We start from the raw sequence: 19,891 nt of genomic DNA on the forward strand, positions 1-19,891 counted from the left end.
CCGTCCGGGCGAGCCATCCGCGCCACCGCGTTCCACCCGAAGCCGCATGATCATCGCCGCCCTCGCGGGCGCGGCGAGCATCTTCTCGTTCGCGCCGTTCGGCTGGTGGCCGGTCCAGCTGCTGACCCTCGCTATCCTGTTCTACCAGGTCCTGCGTGCCGATTCCGTCAAGGCCGGCGCGCTGGTCGGCTGGGCCTTCGGCTTCGGCTGGTGCCTGGCCGGCGTGCATTGGCTCACCATCGCCATCTCCCGCTTCGGCGGCCTGCCGCTGCCGCTGGCGTGGATCGCCATTGCGCTGCTGGCCGTCTACATGGGCGGGCACTGCGCCGCCGCCATGGGCCTGGCGGGCTGGCTGCGCAAGAAATGGGCGCTGCCCCTGCCCGCAGCGAACCTGCTGGTCTTTCCCGCCCTGTGGGCCGTCAGCGAATGGACGCGCGGCTGGCTGTTCACGGGCTTCCCATGGGCCGCTTCCGGCTATGCCCATAACGTTTCGCCGCTGGGCGGCTACGCGCCCGTGCTGGGCGTGTACGGGATCGGCTGGCTGGTCGCCGTCACCGCCGGCGCCCTGCTGCTGTTGATGCACCGCAGCCGATGGACGGCCCTTGGCCTGATCGCCGCTGTGTGGGCCGGCGGCTTCGCGCTGCAGTACGTGACGTGGACGCAGCCTGTCGGTGGCGCCATTTCCGTGCGCCTGATCCAGGGGAATATCCCGCTGGCGCAGAAGTTCGACCCGAACCACGTGCACGCCACGTTGCGCCACTACCAGCAGGCCGTGACGGCCGAAGCGGCCGACCTGATCGCCATTCCCGAAACGGGCATTCCCCTGTTCCCGCAGCAGCTGCCCCCCGGTTACCTGGACAGCTTCGGCAGCTTCGCCCGCAAGAGCGGCAGCGCCATCGTGCTGGGCATGCCGATGGCCGACAGCCCGACCCGCTACGCCAACAGCGTCATGGGCCTGGCCCCGACGGGCAAGCCCTATCGCTATGACAAGCACCACCTGGTGCCCTTCGGCGAATTCATTCCGCCGGGCTTTCGCTGGTTCACGGACATGATGTCGATCCCGCTGGGCGACCAGACCCGTGGCGATGTGCTGCAGCCGGCCTTCGCCGTGAAGGACCAGCGCGTGCTGCCCAATATCTGCTACGAGAACAACTTCGGCGAGGAGATCGCGGAGCAGCTGAACGACGGCTCGCAGGCCACCATCCTGCTGAACGTGTCGGAGCTGGCCTGGTACGGCGAGTCGGTGGCCATCCCGCAGCACCTGCAGATTTCGCAGATGCGCACGATGGAGACGGGGCGCCCGATGCTGGCGGCAACCAACTCCGGCGCCACCGTCGTCATCGACAGCCACGGCATCGTCCAGGCCAGCCTGCCGTGGTACCAGCCGGGCGTGCTGGCCGCGCGCGTGCAAGGCATGACGGGCAAGACGCCGTATATCCACCTGCAGAACCGCGCCATCCTGCTGCTGGCGGCGCTGGCCATCCTGGCGGCCTGGCTGTGGTCGCGCAAGGCTGCCAGGGCGGCGTGATCGCGGCGTGATCGGCGCGAAGGGGCCTGCGGCGGCAGGCCCGCTCTACTAGTCCGTTATAAAAACCGCTAAAATGGGCCGTTTCAGCATTCCAGCTACCCACTCGCTCGCGCCCCGGCGCGTCACCGAACCAATACAATGCTCACATTTCAACAAATTATCCTGACGCTGCAATCCTACTGGGACCAGCAAGGCTGCGCCCTGCTCCAGCCATATGACATGGAAGTCGGCGCGGGCACTTTCCACACCGGTACCTTCCTGCGCGCGATCGGCCCCGAGCCATGGCGCGCCGCCTACGTGCAGCCGTCGCGCCGCCCGAAGGATGGCCGCTACGGCGAAAACCCGAACCGCCTGCAGCACTACTACCAGTACCAGGTGGTGCTGAAACCCGCGCCGGAAAACATCCTCGACCTGTATCTGGGTTCGCTGGCCGCGCTGGGCCTGGATTTGAAGCAGAACGACGTGCGCTTCGTCGAGGACGACTGGGAAAGCCCCACCCTGGGTGCCTGGGGCCTGGGTTGGGAAGTGTGGCTGAACGGGATGGAAGTGACGCAGTTCACCTACTTCCAGCAGGTCGGCGGCCTCGATTGCAAGCCCGTGCTGGGCGAGATCACCTACGGCATCGAACGCCTGGCCATGTATCTGCAGGGCGTGGAAAACGTGTATGACCTGGTGTGGACCGAGTGGGAAGAGGCCGGCGTGAAGAAGACGCTGAAGTACGGCGATGTCTTCCACCAGAACGAAGTGGAGCAGTCCACCTACAACTTCGAGCACGCCAACACGGAGCTGCTGTTCGCCCAATTCGCCAACCATGAATCGGAAGCGAAGCGCCTCGTCGAGCTGCAACTGACCCTGCCGGCCTACGAGCAGATCATGAAGGCCTCGCACAGCTTCAATATGCTCGACGCGCGCGGCGCCATCTCCGTGACGGAGCGCGCCGCCTACATCGGCCGCGTGCGCACCCTGTCGCGCCTGGTCGCGCAAGCCTATTACGATTCCCGCGAACGCCTCGGCTTCCCCATGCTGAACGGCGCCGCCGCCCAATGACTACCGCCATGACCCAGACTCTCCTGATTGAACTGCTGACCGAAGAACTGCCGCCGAAAGCGCTGTCGAAACTGGGCGCTGCCTTTGCCGCCGGCATCGTGAACGGCCTGAAGGCACGCGACTTCCTGTCGGACGACAGCGTCGCCACCGCCTACGCCACGCCGCGCCGCCTGGCCGTCTCGATCACCAACGTGCGCGACGTCTCGCCGGACAAATCCATCCGCGAAAAGGTGCTGCCTGTGTCGGTGGCGCTGGACAAGGAAGGCAATCCCACCCCGCCGCTGGCGAAGAAGCTGGCTGCACTGGGCTTCCCCGAACTGCAGGTAGCGGACCTGGAACGCGCCCAGGACGGCAAGGCCGAAAGCTTCTTCCATACCTACACGGCGCCTGGCACGCAACTGGCCACGGCCCTGCAGACGGCACTCGAAGAATCGGTGGCCAAGCTGCCGATCCCGAAGGTGATGAGCTACCAGCGCCCGGACGGCACCACCGTGCAGTTCGTGCGCCCGGCCCACAGCCTGATCGCCCTGTTCGGCGACCAGGTGCTGCCATTGACCCTGCTGGGCTTGAGCGCCGCCAACGTGACGGAAGGCCACCGCTTCCTGACCGCTCCCGGCCAGCGTGCCGTGACGGTGCCGCATGCCGACAGCTATGCCGCCACCCTGCTGGAGCAGGCCAAGGTGATCGCCTCGTTCGACGAGCGCCGTGAACAGATCCGCCGCGCGCTGCTGGAAAAAGCCGGCGCCGACCAGGTGCTGATGCCCGAGGCGCTGCTGGAAGAAGTGACGGCCCTGGTCGAATGGCCGGTGGTGTACGAATGCCGCTTCGAGGAAGAGTTCCTGGCCGTGCCGCAGGAATGCCTGATCCTGACGATGCAGACCAACCAGAAATACTTCGCCTTGACGGATGCGAACGGCAAGCTGCGCTCGCGCTTCCTGATCGTGTCGAACATCGCCACCGACACGCCGCAGGCCATCATCGGCGGCAACGAGCGCGTCGTGCGCCCGCGTCTGTCGGACGCCAAGTTCTTCTTCGAGCAGGACAAGAAGAAGTCCCTCGAGTCGCGCCTGCCGCAACTGAAGAATGTCGTCTACCACAACAAGTTGGGCACCCAGGCCGAACGCAGCGAGCGCGTGACGGCGCTGGCCGCCGCCATTGCCGGGCGCCTGAACGGCGACGTGGCGCTGGCCGAACGGGCCGCGCGCCTGTCCAAGGCCGACCTGCTGACCGACATGGTGGGCGAATTCCCGGAACTGCAGGGCATCATGGGCACCTACTACGCCCGTCATGACGGCGAACCGGAAGACGTGGCGCTGGCCGCCTCGGAGCACTACCAGCCCCGCTTCGCCGGCGACGCCCTGCCGTCGACGGCCACAGGCACTGCCGTGGCGCTGGCCGACAAGCTCGAAACGCTGGTGGGCATCTGGGCCATCGGCCTGCAGCCGACCGGCGACAAGGACCCGTTCGCGCTGCGCCGCCACGCCCTGGGCGTTCTGCGCATGCTGATCGAGAAGCGCCTGCCGCTGGCCATTTCCGGATTGCTGGCCGACGCGGCCGCGCAGTTCGCCGGCGTGGCCAACTTCAAGGACCCGTCCGGCGAAGTGGCTGCCTTCTTCATGGACCGCCTGCGCGGCATCCTGCGCGAGCGGGGCTTCACGCCGAACGAGATCGAGGCGGTGGTGGCGCAGAACCCGGACCGCCTGGACGACATCGTCCAGCGCCTGGAAGCGGTGCAGGCCTTTGCCGCGCTGCCGGAATCGAGCTCGCTGGCCGCGGCCAACAAGCGCATCACCAATATCCTGAAGAAGAACGAGACGGCGCTGGCCCAGGCCGGCGCGGTCGATCCGGCCCTGCTGCAGGACACGGCGGAGAAGAACCTGGCCGCCGCCGTCACGCGCGTGCAGCCGGAAGTGGACGCGGCATTCGCCGCCGGCGATTTCACCGGCACCCTGAAGACGCTGGCGCAGTTGCGCGACGACGTCGACGCCTTCTTCAACGACGTGATGGTGATGGCAGACGACCTGGCACTGCGCAACAACCGCCTGGCGCTGCTCTCCTCCCTGCACGGCATGATGAACCGCGTGGCCGACATCTCGAAACTGGCTGCCTGAGGAAACGATGCCGCAAGCGCCGCACCCGAAGCTGACGCAGCAAAAGCTCATCATCCTGGACCGGGATGGCGTGATCAACCACGACTCCCCGGACTTCATCAAGTCGCCCGAGGAATGGATTCCCATCCCCGGCTCGCTCGAAGCGATAGCCCGCCTGAACCAGGCGGGCTATCGGGTGGTGATCGCGTCGAACCAGTCGGGCATCGCGCGCCAGCTGTTCGACATCACGACCCTGAACGCGATCCACGCCAAGATGCACCGGCTGGCGCTGCAGGTGGGCGCGGACATCGATGCCGTGTTCTTCTGCCCGCACGCGGCGGCCGACAACTGCGACTGCCGCAAGCCTAAACCGGGCATGTTCGCCGAGATCTCGAAGCGCTACAAGGTCAGCCTGAAAGGCGTGCCGACGGTGGGCGACTCGCTGCGCGACCTGCAGGCCGGCTTCATCAGCGGCTGCGTGCCTTACCTGGTCCTGACGGGCAAGGGCGAGAAGACCCACGTGACGGGCGGCCTGCCGCCGGGCACCAGCGTCTTCCCCGACCTGGCCGCCACCGTGCAGGACATCCTGAAACAACCCGCCGCCATCGCGGCGGTCAACTGAAATCGTCTGGAGAGCCGCATTGCGTAAAGCCGTTCTGTTTTTGCGTTCCCTGTTGTTCTCGGTGGTGATGGCAATCGCCACCGTGATCTGGTGTTTTGTCTGCATGCTGGCAGCGCCCCTGCCGTACAACAAGCGTTACTGGGTCACGTCGCGCTGGAACGTATTCATCATCTGGACCGCCAAGGTCATTTGCGGCATCCGCTACGAATTCAAGGGCTTCGAGAATTTCCCCGACAGCCCGGCCATCATCCTGTCGAAGCACCAGTCGGCATGGGAAACCATCTTCCTGTTGGCGAATCTGCCACGCCCGCTCGTGTTCGTGTTCAAGAAGGAGATTTTGTACATTCCCTTCTTCGGCTGGGGCATCGCGTTGTTGCGCATGATCCCGATCGACCGCAAACAGGGCAAGAATGCGTTCCGGATGGTGGTCGCACACGGCAAACGTCGCCTGAAAGACGGCCAATGGATTATCATGTTCCCGGAAGGCACCCGCATTCCTGTCGGCCAGGCCGGCAAGTATAAAAGCGGTGGCACGCGCCTGGCCATCGAGACCAATGCGCCGGTCGTGCCGATCGCGCTGAACTCCGGCGAGTGCTGGCCGAAGAATTCGTTTATCAAATATCCGGGCAAGGTCACGGTTTCCGTCGGCAAGCCGATCTCGCCGGAAGGGCACACGCCCGACAGCATGATGGAGCAGGTGGAACAGTGGATAGAATCAGAAATGCGCGTCATTTCGCCCCACGCCTACAACGCTGGCTAGACAGCCTCGCAAAGGACAGGCCGGCGGCGCAGGACCAATCGATAGGCGGCGAAACAAGCCGCCAGCCGGACCTTTCCGGCGCCGCCAGCGCGGCGCCATCGTCGGCCATTTCCGCCGCGCCTTCCGATTCTTCCGCTATTTCCACCAGCACCACCAGCGCCACCCAGGCGCCTTCCTCGCCGTCGTTCCCTTCCTCGTTTCCCATCCCGGCACCGGCCACGGTCAACCTGCTGCGCCCTCCCGTGCCGCTGCGGCGGCCCGATCCCGTCGTGGCGCCGCCCTTGCCCGGCCTGGACAAGCGCCAGCTGCTGGTGGGCGAATTCATCCTGGAATACATGCTGCGCCGCTCGCCCCGCAACTCGATCGGCTTCATGATCGACGACGACGGCCTGCGCGTGACGGCGCCGAAACGCTGCACCATCGACGATATCGAGAACGCGATCCGCGCCAAGCGCAACTGGATCATGACGAAGCTGGACGAACGGCGCCAGCGCCGCGCCGCCCGCCTGGAAAAGCCGCCCGTCGAATGGATCGACGGCGCCAGGCTGCCCTACCTAGGCGGCGAAATCACCCTGCGCCTGTATGCGGCCGCGCGCAACCGCACGGAATTCGATCCGGCCACGCAGGAGCTGAGAATGGGCCTGGTTCCGGGCGCCACCGAGCTGCTGGTGCGCGAACGGGTCAAGAACTGGTACATGCAGCAGGCCGAGGGCCTGTTCGAGCAGCGCCTGGACCTGTACGCGCCCCGCGTGGGCGTGCAGTACGCGTCGTTCTCGCTGTCCTCGGCCGGCACGCGCTGGGGCTCGTGCACGGTGGGCCGGGTGATCCGCCTGAACTGGAAACTGCTGCAATACTCGCTGCCGCTGATCGACTACGTCGTCGCCCACGAACTGGCACACATTCTCGAAATGAACCACAGCCCCCGCTTCTGGGCCCACGTCGAACGGGTCTACCCGCGCTACGAGGAAGCCAAGCAGCTACTGCGGCGGCGCTCGCAGGAGTTGCCGGTGTTGTGGACCTGAACGCGCCAAAACCGGGGACAGTCCCCTGTTTTGAAGCAATCATTGCCTGGAAACAGGGGACTGTCCCCGGTTTCAGCGGCTAGGGGCCCTGCCGTAGTAGGCCGGGGCGCCGTCGAACAGGATGTCGATGCGGTCCAGGATGAAACCCGGATCGAGGGCGCGCATGACCAGTTCGTGCCGGCCCGGCGTCAGTGCCGGCACGGTCCATTCCCGCACGGCTGTATTCGACAGCACATTGCGCTTCCACTCGTCGCTGCGGCCGTGCGTGGCGAAGTCGAACGTCGCCGGTTCCTGGCGGTCCAGCGCCACGCCGATACGCAGCCGATGCCGCGACGTCAGCGGGTGCACCGGGAGCGCGACGATGCGGATGCGCGCCGGGCCCGCCGTATGGCTGTGGAAGCTGTAACGCAGGGCCGGGGGACGCGACGGCAGCGCGAAGGCGGAACGCATGGCCGCGCCGAAGCTGCCCACGTCCACCGTGCTCCAGCCGGCATCGGCCCGCGCCGCCGTGGCGGGCAAGGTGATGATCCGGTCATGCTCCGTCGCCACGTCTGCCCCGGGGGCCAGCTGCACCTCCGCCTGGATCGTCTTGCCGCCACACTCCAGCGCCAGCGGCCCGATATCGCTGCCGTCGTAGCTGACGGCGATGCGCTGCTCCTGGCCGTTGGCCGCGTCGAGCTGGCCGCTTGCTGGCGACAGCCGCAGGCCTGCGGGCACGGGCCCGGCCGACCAGTGCGTGGCATCGTGGGCGAAAACGGTCAACGTCTTCGTCGCCGGCCGGCCCCGCGTGAACGACAGCATGCCGCCCTGCTGCGACAGCGTAGCCGGATATGCCAGGGCGCAGCCGCTGCGGGCCGGCATCTCGTAGGCAGGCCAGGCGGGAGAGGCGAACACGGGCAGCCGGCGTGGCGCCGCGTCCATCATGCCGCGCCATTTGCCGCCGGCCTGCGCGTTGTACCGCGCCGTATCGGCGTCGATGGCCGCCTGCGCGGCGCGGGCCCCGGCGGCATGGCTTTTCGCGGCGGGACGGCCCGCGCGGGCATACTGGGCGGCCAGGTCCAGTTTCAGGATGCGCGCATTCAGGCTGGCGGCGGCGCGCACGGGATACAGCACCAGCTGGAAGTAGGCGTCGCGGCGCTCTTCGGGGAGAGCGGCGGCGATGGATTGCGCGCGCGTGACCAGGTCCGCATAGCGTTCCAGCCGCAGCTCGGCTTCCTCGCCGCCCGACTGCAGGTAATCGCTTTGCCGCGTCGGCGTGGTGGGCTCGGTCTGGCTGAAACCCATGAACTCGGGGCGGCGCTCCCATGCCAGCTGGTAGAAACCCATCATGACATCGGCGATGGCGCCGGCATGCGCGGCACCGAATTGCGTCGCCATCCAGGCGCGCAGGTGCTGCGCCGCCGGGCGCTCCAGCACGCGCCGGTCGAAGGCGGCGTCGAGAAAATACTGGGTCAGGTATTCGCCCGGCTTGATGTCGCCCACGTTGGCGACCCAGAGGCGGTCCGTGTCCGTCGCGAACGCGCGCTGGAGCTGGTCGCGGATCAGGCCCGGGTGGGTCGTGGCCAGCCACAGATAGTCGTGCGGCCGGCCCCAGTACGACAAGTGGTAGTACAGCCCCGCCCCGCCGCCGCGGCGCGCCTCGGCCTGGGTGCCAAGCTGGTGCAGGTAGCCGTAGTTATCGTCGGGCCAGACCAGCGTGATGTCGTCGGGGACGCGCAGGCCGCTGTTGTAGATTTCCAGGACTTCCTTGTAGACGGTCAGTACCTGCGGTACCTGCGCGGCCGGGCGACGCTGCGCGCCGGCCAGGAGCCCACGTTGCAGGTCGATGGCGGCGGCGACACCGGCGCGGGCCTGGTCCAGCGTAGTGGCGCCTTCCATGGCCGAGTCGTGCACGCCGCGAATCCCCACCGTGTAGATGTTCTCGAAGCCGCGCACGGCCTCGACGCGCTGTTGCCAGTAGCGTGCCAGTACGGCGCGGTTGGTGAAGAAGTTGAAGGGGCCATCCTCCTTGCGCCATTCGCGCACGTTATTGCGCAGCATCGGCTCGGCGTGCGAGGTGCCGACGATGATGGCATGGTCGCGCGCCGTCTCGGCGTTGCCGGCGATGCTGTAGAACGGCCGGGTCGAATCGTGCATGGCCGGCCATACCAGGTTGGCTTTCAGGCGCCACAGCAGTTCGAAGATGCGCGCGTAGGCAGTGGGGCCAAGGTCGCCGGCGGGATCGAACCCGGCGGCCCAGGGTTGCAGGCCCCAGTCCTCGTCGTTCAGGAAGACGCCGCGGTAGCGCACCGACGGCGTGTCCGACAGCAGGCGCTCGCCGCGCACCACGGGGGCTGCCTGCACCACGGGCTTGACGTCGGCCCACCACTCCCACGCCGACACGCCCAGTTCGCGCGTCAGGTCGACGGTGCCGTAGATGGCGCCGCGTGTATCGGCGCCGGCGATGACGAGCAGGCGCGTGCCAGGCCGCTGGCGCGAGTCGATGCCGACGCGGATATAGCGCTCCCGCCCGCCCGCCAGCGCGGCGAAGTCCAGCCCTTCGGTTATTGCAATCGTGTGCAACAGCGGCGCGTCGTGGCGCCCGATGACGATGCAGACGGCGCCGCAATCCTCCAAGGTCGCCGCGCGCCTTGCCGGCGTGCCGGTGACGGCCGCCAGGTCGCGCTGCAGCAGCTTTGCGGCGAGCGCCATCGTCACGTCGTCCTCGGCCAGGATGGCAGCGCCCGCCAGTGGAAAGACGGCACCGCGCGCGCAGGTCATGCCGAGCAGCGTGAACAGCAGCAGGAAGCAGCAGCGAAGGTGCATGGGGCGCAGCGCACGTGGGGATGCAGGCATACTAGCATCGGGTGTCGCCCGGCAGGCCTGCTGCGCCGCTCATCGGCGTGAGTGATTGGCCAGCACCAGTGCCGGCAGTTCGGTGTCTGACACCGAACTGCCAACGCGGCTTCGCGCTATTCGCCGACGGCGGGCAGCAGCGCCATGGTGCGCTCGGTCGCGCCGCGATGCTGGTTGGCGAAGGCCTGGGCGTCCTGACCCATGGCTGTGCGCCGGGCCGGATCGGCCAGCAGGCTTGACGCCTGCGCCATCAGGTCGGCCGCGCCGGTGACGCGGGCGGCACCGCCGGCGGCCAGGGCGTCTTCCGTCACCTGGGCGAAATTGAAGGTGTGCTCGCCGATCAGCACGGGCTTACCCAGCGCCGCCGCTTCGATCAGGTTCTGGCCTCCCAGCGGCAGCAGGCTGCCGCCGATGAAGGCGACGTCGCAGGCGGCGTAATAGGCGAACATCTCGCCCATCGAATCGCCCAGCACGACGCGGGTACGCGGCTCGATGATGGTGCCCGTTTCGAGCGTGGAGCGGCGCTGCACCGGCAGTGACCGCTCACGCACCATGGCCTCCACCGCGTCGAAACGCTGCGGATGGCGCGGCACCAGCACCAGCAGGGTCCCAGCCGGCAGGTCGAGTGCGGAGCGGAAGGCATCGAGGATCAGTTCCTCCTCGCCTTCGCGCGTGCTGGCGCACAGCAGCACGGGGCGGTTGCTGCCGAACTGCTGGCGCAGCCGCGTGCCGGTGGCCATCATGGCCGGCGGTACCATCACGTCGAACTTGATCGAGCCCGTGACGGCGACATTGGTGACGCCCAGCTGGCGCACGCGCCGCGCATCGTCCTCGGTCTGCGCGGCCACCAGCGAGATGCCGGCGGCGGCTTCGCGCATCACCGCCCCGAGTTTCTGCGCCTTGCGCAGCGACCGTTCCGACAGGCGCGCATTGGCCAGTACCACGGGCACCTTCTGGCGACCGCACTGGGCGATCAGGTTCGGCCACACTTCCGTCTCCATCAGGATGCACACGCGCGGCTCGAAATGGCGGATGAAGCGGCGCACCAGCGCCGGCATGTCGTAGGGCAGGTAGGACTGCACCACGCGCGCGCCGTGCTTGCCGAACAGGCTCTTGCCGGTGGCGCGGCCGGTCGGCGTCATATGGGTCAGCACGATGCGCCCCTTCGGATACTGCTTCAGCAGCGCATCGACCAGCGGTTCGGCCGCGCGCGTCTCGCCGACGGAGACGGCATGCACCCACACGGTGGGCGGCTCGTCGTTGGCGGCGCGGCGCCCGTAGAGGCCGAGGCGCTCGTTCCAGTGGCGGCGATAGCCCGGCTCATGGCGGCCGCGCAGCCACAGGCGCAGCAGCACCAGCGGCAGCGCCAGCCACCAGACCAGGGTGTACAGGAAGCGCATCATCGGAGCAGGCTCTTGGCCGCCTCGATGACTTCCGGTGCGGACGGCGGCGCACCCTTGTCGCCCAGGTTGACGATGCGGGGCGACCAGTTGCCCTCGGTCTTCCAGCGTGGCGAGTCGCAGTAGATTTCCACCACCGGCCGGCTGAACGCGGCGGCGATATGGGTCAGGCCCGTGTCGACGCCGACGGCCAGCGCGGCATGGCGCGCCAGCAGCACGGCATCCGCCATCGACAGCTGCGGCAGAACGCGGGCGTTCGGCAGGCTTGCCGCCAGGGTTTCGGCTTCGGCCTTCTCCTTCGGCGAGCCCCAGGGCAGCAGGATCGGCATCGGCGAGAGCGCGTGGCCCAGGGCGATCCAATTGGCCGGCGCCCACTTCTTGGCGTCGCGCGCGGTGCCGTGGAAGTACACGGCGTACGGTTCGGCCGGCATCCAGCCCGGCTTCGGATCGTGCGGCGATACGTCGGGCAGGCCGAAGTCGGCCGGCGTGTCGACCCCGTAGCCCAGCGCCGCGGCCACGACCAGCCGGCCGCGCGCCACCGCGTGGGTGCGGGGATCGAGGGGAATGCTTTTCGAGTGGAACAGACGCGAGATGCCTTCGTAGCCGGAGCCTTCGCTGCCGTTGGCCAGGCCGACCTTCTGCCCGCCGCGCGCCACCCGGGCCGCGCCCATGATGACACCCGTCTTCAGCAGGCCCTGGGTGTCGAATACGTAGTCGTACTCCTGCGCGCGCAGCGTGCGGAAGAACTGCTTGATTTCCGCCCGCACGCTTGCGTCGCCAAGCTTCTTGCGCCAGCGCCGCAGCGCGAACGGAATGATGTTGCGCACCTGCGGGTTCAAGCGCACCAGGCTGACGTAGCCCTCCTCCACCACCCAGTCGATCTTCGCATCGGGGAAGTGGCGGCGGATGTCCGCCACGATGGGCAGGTTATGCAGCACGTCTCCCAGCGAGGAGACGCGCACCAGCAGGATATTCATCTGACTTCTTCGGGCGTCGGCTTCGGTACGGCCTCAGAACGGCAGCTCGGCGTCCGGCTTGGCGGCCAGGATGACATCGCGGAACTGGCCCTGGATGCGAGCCAGCGCGGCCGGGGTTTCGGCCTCGAAGCGCATCACGATGACGGGCGTGGTGTTGGACGAACGGGCCAGGCCGAAGCCGTCCTCGTACTCCACGCGCAGGCCGTCGATGGTGATGATCTGCTGGTTGCCCGGGAAAGTGGCATCGCTGCGCAGCTTGTCCATCAGCGCGAAGTTCTCGCCTTCGTTCAGGTGCAGGTGCAGTTCGGGCGTGCTGTCCGATTGCGGCAAGGCGTTCAGCAGGGCCGACGGGTCCTGTTCCTTCGTCAGGATCTCCAGCATGCGCGCGCCGGCGTACAGGCCGTCGTCGAAGCCGTACCAGCGGTCCTTGAAGAAGATATGGCCGCTCATCTCGCCGCCCAGCGGGGCGCCGGTTTCCTTCAGCTTGGCCTTCACCAGCGAGTGGCCGGTCTTGTACATCAGCGGCTGGCCGCCGTGCTTGGTGATGTAGGGCGCCAGGTGGCGCGTGCACTTCACGTCGTACAGGATCTGCTCGCCCGGATTGCGCGACAGGACGTCGGCCGCGAACAGCATCATCTGGCGGTCCGGGTAGATGATCTGGCCGTCCTTGGTGACGATGCCGAGGCGGTCGCCGTCGCCGTCGAAGGCCAGGCCGATCTCGGCATCGGTCTCCTGCAGGCAGCGGATCAGGTCCTGCAGGTTTTCCGGGTGGGCCGGGTCGGGGTGGTGGTTCGGGAAGGTGCCGTCGACATCGCAGAACAGCTCGATGACTTCGCAGCCCATGCCGCGATACAGGTCGCCGGCGAAGGCGCCGGCCACGCCGTTACCGCAGTCCACGGCGATCTTGATGGGGCGCGCCACCTTGACGTCGCCGATGATGCGTTCCAGGTAGGCCGCGCGGATATCGTGGGTACGGTAGGCACCCGGCTGCGCCGCGACCTTGCCTTCGTTGTCCAGGATGCTCTGGTACAGGCCCGTGATGGCCTCGCCGTGAATTGCCTCGCCGGCCAGCACCATCTTGAAGCCGTTGTAGTCGGGCGGATTGTGGCTGCCCGTGACCATGATGCCGGAGCGGGCTTCCAGCACATTCGTGCCGAAGTAGACCATCGGCGTGGCCACCATGCCCAGGTCGATCACATCGACGCCGGCCGACTGCAGGCCTTCGGCCAGGCTGGCGGACAGCTCGGGGCCGGACAGGCGGCCGTCGCGGCCGATGACAACGCTCTTTTCACCGCGGGCTACCGCCGCCAGGCCAAAGGCGTGACCGATCTTGCGGGCGACGCCAGCATCCAGGGTTTTATCGATGATGCCGCGGATATCGTAAGCTTTGAAGATAGTTTTGGACAGGGAGACCATAGGGATGTGGGCGATGCCAGGCGCGAACGGCCGGCTTTCAAGATTGGAAACATCGGTATAGTAAGTGCGATACCGGCATCAGGCAAGCCCCGCTCGACCGTGGCCGGGTGGGGCCTGCCGCGCGGCAGCTTGCGGCGGCAGATACGGCGGGAAGGCGGCCGCGCCGGCGAGGGGATTGCGGCAATCCCCGGGCGGCGGATCAAACGATCAGATACGCAGGTCTTCGATCGACTTGCCGGAGTCGAGATATTCCTTGACCCATTTCGGCTGGCGGCCGCGGCCGGTCCATTGCTGGGTAGTATCACCCGGATTGCGATAACGTGCGGCGACGGTGCTGCCTTTACCGCGACCACCCGTGGCGATCAGGTCTTTCACGGGCAGGCCGACGCGCTGGGCAATCGCGAAAATCTCGTCGCGGGCTTTCTGCAGATCCTGGCCTTCGCGTTTTTTCAGTTCGCGGACAATTTGGTCCTGCAGTTGGCGCAATTCCTTGGCCGATAAATTCGACAGATCCATCGTGCTTTCCTTTATATAAATTTTACTGGAAAAGTGATTCTGACGGAAATATACACCAACGAGGAATTTTTACTAGTTTCTTTTGTGGCGAATCATCCAGCGCGGCGCTTTGAAACGCACGATGCGCACGTATAACCAGACATAACTGATAATGAACAGGCAGCAAAACAGCATCAGCACCCAGGTGTAGCGCCAAAATACCGTCGCAGGAATAACCGCCATCAGCGAGAACATCCACAGATAAGGGGAAGTCAGCGAATTACGGCGCATCAGCGCGCGTGCATCCTTGCGCCCCACGGCCCATTGCACGACGCGGCGGAAGATCAGGCTGTGCAAGTGAATCCCGTCGGGCATGGCCGGGGATTTGCCGCGAATGAACATCCGGCGATAGACGGAAAACAGCGTTTCGAATGCCGGATAGATCAACAGCAAGGCGGCGTACCATGTGGATACCTGCGGATTGCGCATGACCAGCAGCAATGCCAGCTCCCCCAGCATGAAACCGATAAAATAAGCGCCACCGTCGCCCAGGAAAATCAGGCCGACGGGATAGTTCCAGATCAGGAAACCGGCGGTGGCACCGGCCACCATCAGGGCCGCCACCAGCACGAACATATCGTTGACCTGCAGCGCAACATAACCGAGCGACAGCAGCATGCAAATGGTGACGACGCTGGCCAGGCCGTTGAATCCGTCGATGATATTAATGGCATTGGCAATACCGGCTACCGACAGGATCGTCAACGGCAACGTCAGCCATATATACGGCAAGGGCCAGGCATCGGCCACCCAGTCGATCCGGTCGATACGGGCGTCGAGCAGGTAATAACCCAGCAGGGCCGCGATCATCGTCAGGATCAGGCGCCGCAGTGCGCTGACGCGGCCCGTGTAATCCTCGACGATGCCGCCGATAAAAGCGCAGGCCGAGCAGGCCATCAGCGACAGCATCCACGTCGTCATTGCCGGCACGCGCCAGACGGAAATACAGGCCGACAGGCCGACCGCCAGGAAAATCGACAGGCCGCCAATCCGGGCAACCGAATGGGCGTGGACTTTCTGCACGCCGTGAAAATCGGTGTCGAGCGCCGGCCCGTGCAGGCGCCCTTCTTTGATGACCAGAAGAGTCAGCAACGCGGACGCAATGAAGCTTACGAGGAAGGAAAACATTTATGGATTAATCGTGGTGAGAAGCTGGCGCTTTTGACGCATTGCAGCAGTGGCATGCTCGAATGCCAACCAGCGATTGTACCGGATTAATGGGGGGAAACTGGAAAAACCGCCGGGCCAGCACGGCCGGCGGTCCTGGGGCACCTTACGCCATGCAAAGGCGCAGTGCATCCTGCCAGTGCGGCAGGTCGACAAAGCGCTGCAGCAGGCGTTCGCTGGACAGCACCGAATACCGGGGCCGCCGGGCCGGCGTCGGGTAGTCCGCCGTCGTGATGGGTACGAGCCGGCAGTCGATGCCGGCCTGCGCGACGATGGCCTGGGTGAACTCGAACCACGTGGTCTGGCCCTGGCTGCTCAGGTGATAGATGCCGCCGTGCTCGCGCCACCAGGCCGGGTCGAAGTTGGCGGCCCGGGCGTGCGCCAGCACCTGTGCGGTGCTGTCGGCGATGGTGCGGCTCCATGTCGGCGCGCCATGCTGGTCCGCCACGACGCGCAGCTCGTCGCGCTCACGCGCCAGGCGCAGCATCGTCAGCAGGAAGTTCTTGCCGCGCATGCCGTATACCCAGCTGGTGCGGAAAATCAGGTGCGCCGCCCCGCTGGCGGCGATGGCCTGCTCGCCGGCCAGCTTGCTGGCACCGTAGACGTTCAGCGGACCGGTGGCATCGCCTTCCACGCGCGCGGCCGGGTCGTCGCCGGGGAATACGTAGTCGGTCGAGTAGTGCACCAATGCCGCGCCCAGGCGTGCTGCTTCCTCGGCCATCAGGCCGGGCGCCTCGGCATTGATGCGATACGCCAGCGCCGCCTCGCTTTCGGCCTTGTCGACGGCCGTGTAGGCGGCCGGATTGACGATCAGGCCAGGCTGCACGGCGCGGATCACTTCGCGCACCTGGTCCAGGTCGGACAGGTCCATGCGCGCGCGGTCCACCGCCACCACTTCGCCCAGGCCCTGCAGGCTGCGTTCCAGTTCGTAGCCGACCTGGCCGCTGCATCCCGTCAGCAGGATCTTCATGCGAAGGTTTCCACGTCCGCCAGCGGCAGCGCTTTCTGGTCCTTGGCCGACAGCAGCGGCGTCCCGTCCAGCGGCCACTCGATGCCGACGGCCGGATCGTTCCACAACAGGGCGCGCTCGTGCTCGGGCGCGTAGTAGTCCGTGGCCTTGTACAGGAACTCGGCGAATTCGCTGGTGACGGCGAAGCCGTGCGCGAAGCCGGGCGGAATCCACAACTGGCGCTTGTTCTCGGCCGACAGCTCGACGCCGAACCATTTGCCGAAGGTGGCGGAGCTCTTGCGCAGGTCGACGGCGACATCGAACACGCTGCCGTTGACGACCCGTACCAGCTTGCCCTGCGGCTGCTTGATCTGGTAGTGCAGGCCGCGCAGCACGTGGCGCGCCGAGCGCGAATGATTGTCCTGCACGAAGTCCAGCCGCACGCCGGTCAGGTCGGCGAAACGCGCGGCATTGAAGCTCTCGTAGAAGTAACCGCGATCGTCGCCGAACACGGTCGGCTCGATGACCAGCAGGCCTTCGATGGGCGTTGGGATGACTTTCATCGGGGGATCACCTTGTCCTGCAGGATCTGCATCAGGTATTGGCCGTAGTTGTTCTTCTTCAGGGGCTCGGCCAGGCGGCGCAGCTGCTCGGCGTCGATATACCCCTTGCGATATGCGATCTCCTCCGGGCAGGCCACCTTCAGGCCCTGCCGCTTCTCGATGGTGGCGATGAACTGCGAGGCGTCCAGCAGCGAGTCGTGCGTGCCCGTGTCGAGCCACGCCATGCCCCGCCCCATCAGCTCCACGCGCAGCTGGCCCTTGTCCAGGTAGGCCTGGTTGACGTCCGTGATTTCCAGCTCGCCCCGCGCGGACGGCTTGATGGAGGCGGCGATATCGCACACCTGGTTGTCGTAGAAGTACAGCCCCGTGACGGCGTAGTTCGACTTCGGCACGGCCGGCTTTTCCTCGATGCTGACGGCCTGGCGCCGCGCATCGAATTCAACCACGCCGTAGCGTTCCGGGTCGTGCACGTGATAGGCGAACACGGTGGCGCCGCTGGGCTCCGAGGCGGCGCTGCGCAGCAGCGCGTCGAGGTCGTTGCCGTAATAGATATTGTCGCCCAGGATCAGCGCCGACGGCGCGTCGCCGACGAAGTCGCGGCCGATGATGAAGGCCTGCGCCAGCCCGTCCGGGGACGGCTGCACGGCATACGACAGCTGCAGGCCCCACTGGCTGCCGTCGCCCAGCAGCTCACGGAAGCGCGGCGTGTCCTGCGGCGTCGAGATGATCAGGATCTCGCGCATCCCCGCCAGCATCAGGGTCGTCAGCGGGTGGTAGATCATCGGCTTGTCGTAGATCGGCAGCAGCTGCTTGGAGACGCTGGTGGTGACGGGATACAGGCGCGTGCCCGAGCCGCCGGCCAGGATGATGCCCTTGCGGTGCTGGATCGGATCGAGGGTTGCGCTCATTGGCCGGCCTCGCGGTTGAAGTAATTGGTTTCCACCCACTTGGCGTAGGCGCCGGACTGCACGTCGGCCACCCAGTCCGGGTGGTCCAGGTACCACTGCACGGTTTTCCGGATGCCCGTCTCGAAGGTCTCGGCCGGCTTCCATCCCAGTTCGCGTTCCAGCTTGCGCGCGTCGATGGCGTAGCGGCGGTCGTGGCCCGGGCGATCCTTCACGTAGGTGATCTGTTCACGGTAGCTGGTGCCGTCGGCCTTCGGTTTCAGCGTGTCGAGGATGTCGCACAGGGTATGCACCACGTCCAGGTTGGCCATCTCGTTCCAGCCGCCGACGTTGTACGTCTCGCCCAGCCGGCCGTCGGCCAGCACGCGCCGGATCGCCGTGCAGTGGTCGCTGACATACAGCCAATCGCGCACCTGCTGGCCATCGCCGTAGATGGGCAGCGGCTTGCCGGCCTGCGCGTTGGTGATGATCAGCGGGATCAGCTTTTCCGGGAAGTGGTAGGGGCCGTAGTTGTTCGAGCAGTTCGTCGTCACCGTCGGGAAGCCGTACGTGTGGTGATACGAGCGCACCAGGTGGTCCGAGGCCGCCTTCGACGCCGAGTAGGGGCTGTTCGGCGCGAATGCCGTGGTCTCGGAGAACGGCGGATCGTTCGGCCCCAGCGTGCCGTACACCTCGTCGGTGGAAACGTGCAGGAAGCGAAAGGCCGCCTTGGCTTCGTCGTCCAGCGCGCTCCAGTAGGCCCGCGCCGCTTCCAGCAGGGCGAAGGTGCCGTTGATATTGGTATTGATGAATTCGGCCGGACCGTGGATCGAGCGGTCCACATGGCTTTCCGCCGCAAAGTGCACGATGGCACGGGGCTTGTGCTCCTGCAGCAGCGCCAGCACCTGCTGCCCGTCGCAGATATCGCCGCGCACGAAGATGTGGCGCGCGTCGTTCTTCAGCGTGGCGAGGTTGTTGACATTGCCCGCGTAGGTCAACTTGTCGAAGTTAAGGACGGGTTCATCCGACCCCGCCAGCCAGTCCAGCACGAAATTCGAGCCGATAAAACCGGCCCCACCAGTCACGAAAATCATTTAGTATCCCACTCTAACATGTTGATTTAGTAATAACCTCGATTGTCTGTGACGCACGCGCCGCCGTGCAAATGCAATCGTGCTACCTGGAATGCTATGCGGACGAAGTCCATGCGAACTTATGTCATCGGTGACCTGCAAGGTTGCCATGCCGAAACCATAACGCTTGTGGAAGCTATTCTCGCATGCGAAAGCGAATTGGGACAGGCGCCCCCGACGATTCTGTTCTGCGGTGACCTGATCAACCGCGGCCCCGATTCGCTGGCCACCTTGCGCTATGTGCAGGCGCTGGCCCAGGGCAGCGGCGGCCGCATCGATGCCGTACTGGGCAACCACGACCTGCACCTGCTGGCCGTGGCCAATGATATCCGCCCCGGTTCCGGCTCCGATACCCTCGACCCCATCCTGGCCGCGCCCGACCGCGAGCCCTTGCTGGAGTGGCTGCGCCACCGGCCCATGGCCCTGTTGCGCCACGATCACCTGCTGGTGCACGGCGGCGTGTTGCCCCAATGGACGGCGCAGCAGACGATGGCCCTGGCGGGCGAAGTGGAAACGGCGCTGCGCGGCGACGGCTGGACGGATTTCCTCGCCGAGATGTACGGCAACCTGCCGGACCGCTGGGACGACGACTTGCGCGGTGGCGCGCGCCTGCGCTGCATCGTCAACGCACTCACGCGCATGCGCTTCTGCACGGCCGATGGGGTGATGGATTTCAAGTTGAAAGAAAGCGCCACGGTCGACCCCGCCACGGGCCTGATGCCGTGGTTCGCCGTACCCGGCCGGCGCACCCAGGACGTTACCGTCGTGTTCGGGCACTGGTCGGCGCTGGGCCTGCGCATCGAGCCGGGGCTGATCGCGCTCGACAGCGGCTGCGTGTGGGGCGGCAAGCTCTCGGCCGTGTGCCTGGACGACCGCTCGCTGCTGCAGGTGGACTGCCCGGAGTTTCGCAAGGCGGTGGGGAAAGTTGCCTGAAAAATGGGGT

At 66.3% G+C, this 19,891-nt stretch carries 17 protein-coding genes; 7 read left to right on the forward strand and 10 right to left on the reverse strand.

Translation table 11 applies throughout. The annotated features are described in order from the left end of the window. Positions 1-46: 46 nt before the first annotated feature. From lnt to GM672_RS29925, 6 genes are all read left to right on the forward strand, one after another. Positions 47-1,528, forward strand: coding sequence for an apolipoprotein N-acyltransferase (gene lnt / locus GM672_RS03695; protein ID WP_229417539.1), 1,482 nt, complete (start codon positions 47-49; stop codon positions 1,526-1,528). A gap of 138 nt (positions 1,529-1,666) precedes the next feature. Continuing rightward, entirely contained in the window at positions 1,667-2,575 is a 909-nt protein-coding gene (gene glyQ / locus GM672_RS03700; protein WP_155469180.1) for a glycine--tRNA ligase subunit alpha, read from the forward strand. 8 nt (positions 2,576-2,583) lie between these two features. Beyond that, a complete protein-coding gene (gene glyS, locus GM672_RS03705; RefSeq protein ID WP_155469181.1) occupies positions 2,584-4,686 on the forward strand; it encodes a glycine--tRNA ligase subunit beta in 2,103 nt (700 codons plus the stop codon). Positions 4,687-4,693: 7 nt separating this feature from the next. After that, the gene (gene gmhB, locus GM672_RS03710; RefSeq protein WP_155469182.1) at positions 4,694-5,287 is read left to right on the forward strand and encodes a D-glycero-beta-D-manno-heptose 1,7-bisphosphate 7-phosphatase; all 594 of its coding nucleotides are present in this window, start codon (positions 4,694-4,696) and stop codon (positions 5,285-5,287) included. A gap of 67 nt (positions 5,288-5,354) precedes the next feature. Beyond that, positions 5,355-6,047, forward strand: coding sequence for a lysophospholipid acyltransferase family protein (locus GM672_RS03715; RefSeq protein WP_371867023.1), 693 nt, complete (start codon positions 5,355-5,357; stop codon positions 6,045-6,047). Continuing rightward, positions 5,993-7,069: a M48 family metallopeptidase gene (locus GM672_RS29925; RefSeq protein WP_308807487.1), complete on the forward strand. Its 1,077-nt coding sequence runs from the start codon at positions 5,993-5,995 to the stop codon at positions 7,067-7,069. Before GM672_RS03715 ends, GM672_RS29925 begins: the two co-directional genes overlap by 55 nt. Positions 7,070-7,141: 72 nt before the next feature. On the opposite strand, the gene GM672_RS03725 is transcribed toward GM672_RS29925, so the two are convergent. The 10 genes from GM672_RS03725 to rfbB form a co-directional block, all read right to left on the reverse strand. After that, complete coding sequence (locus tag GM672_RS03725; RefSeq protein WP_170299915.1) at positions 7,142-9,904, reverse strand: glycosyl hydrolase 115 family protein; 2,763 nt, start codon at positions 9,902-9,904, stop codon at positions 7,142-7,144. A 116-nt stretch (positions 9,905-10,020) separates the two neighbouring features. Further along, complete coding sequence (gene waaA, locus GM672_RS03730; protein WP_155469261.1) at positions 10,021-11,304, reverse strand: lipid IV(A) 3-deoxy-D-manno-octulosonic acid transferase; 1,284 nt, start codon at positions 11,302-11,304, stop codon at positions 10,021-10,023. Then, positions 11,304-12,281, reverse strand: a complete 978-nt coding sequence (gene waaC / locus GM672_RS03735; RefSeq protein ID WP_155469184.1) for a lipopolysaccharide heptosyltransferase I — start codon at positions 12,279-12,281, stop codon at positions 11,304-11,306. The genes waaA and waaC overlap by 1 nt, the downstream gene beginning before the upstream one ends. Positions 12,282-12,314: 33 nt before the next feature. After that, a complete protein-coding gene (locus GM672_RS03740; RefSeq protein WP_155469185.1) occupies positions 12,315-13,697 on the reverse strand; it encodes a phosphomannomutase/phosphoglucomutase in 1,383 nt (460 codons plus the stop codon). A 207-nt stretch (positions 13,698-13,904) separates the two neighbouring features. Next, positions 13,905-14,213, reverse strand: coding sequence for an H-NS histone family protein (locus GM672_RS03745; RefSeq protein ID WP_155469186.1), 309 nt, complete (start codon positions 14,211-14,213; stop codon positions 13,905-13,907). 72 nt (positions 14,214-14,285) lie between these two features. Further along, positions 14,286-15,380, reverse strand: coding sequence for an MraY family glycosyltransferase (locus tag GM672_RS03750; protein WP_155469187.1), 1,095 nt, complete (start codon positions 15,378-15,380; stop codon positions 14,286-14,288). A gap of 145 nt (positions 15,381-15,525) precedes the next feature. Continuing rightward, positions 15,526-16,389, reverse strand: coding sequence for a dTDP-4-dehydrorhamnose reductase (gene rfbD / locus GM672_RS03755; protein ID WP_155469188.1), 864 nt, complete (start codon positions 16,387-16,389; stop codon positions 15,526-15,528). Continuing rightward, entirely contained in the window at positions 16,386-16,931 is a 546-nt protein-coding gene (gene rfbC / locus GM672_RS03760) for a dTDP-4-dehydrorhamnose 3,5-epimerase (protein ID WP_155469189.1), read from the reverse strand. The genes rfbD and rfbC overlap by 4 nt, the downstream gene beginning before the upstream one ends. Beyond that, complete coding sequence (gene rfbA, locus GM672_RS03765; protein WP_155469190.1) at positions 16,928-17,839, reverse strand: glucose-1-phosphate thymidylyltransferase RfbA; 912 nt, start codon at positions 17,837-17,839, stop codon at positions 16,928-16,930. Before rfbA ends, rfbC begins: the two co-directional genes overlap by 4 nt. Then, positions 17,836-18,909, reverse strand: a complete 1,074-nt coding sequence (rfbB, locus tag GM672_RS03770) for a dTDP-glucose 4,6-dehydratase (RefSeq protein WP_155469191.1) — start codon at positions 18,907-18,909, stop codon at positions 17,836-17,838. The genes rfbA and rfbB overlap by 4 nt, the downstream gene beginning before the upstream one ends. A 111-nt stretch (positions 18,910-19,020) precedes the next feature. Here rfbB and GM672_RS03775 point away from each other — a divergent pair, with 111 nt between their 5' ends. Further along, a complete protein-coding gene (locus GM672_RS03775; RefSeq protein WP_155469192.1) occupies positions 19,021-19,881 on the forward strand; it encodes a symmetrical bis(5'-nucleosyl)-tetraphosphatase in 861 nt (286 codons plus the stop codon). Positions 19,882-19,891 lie beyond the last annotated feature (10 nt).

It is taken from the genome of Pseudoduganella buxea, assembly GCF_009720835.1.
GTDB classification, from domain to species: domain Bacteria; phylum Pseudomonadota; class Gammaproteobacteria; order Burkholderiales; family Burkholderiaceae_D; genus Rugamonas; species Rugamonas buxea.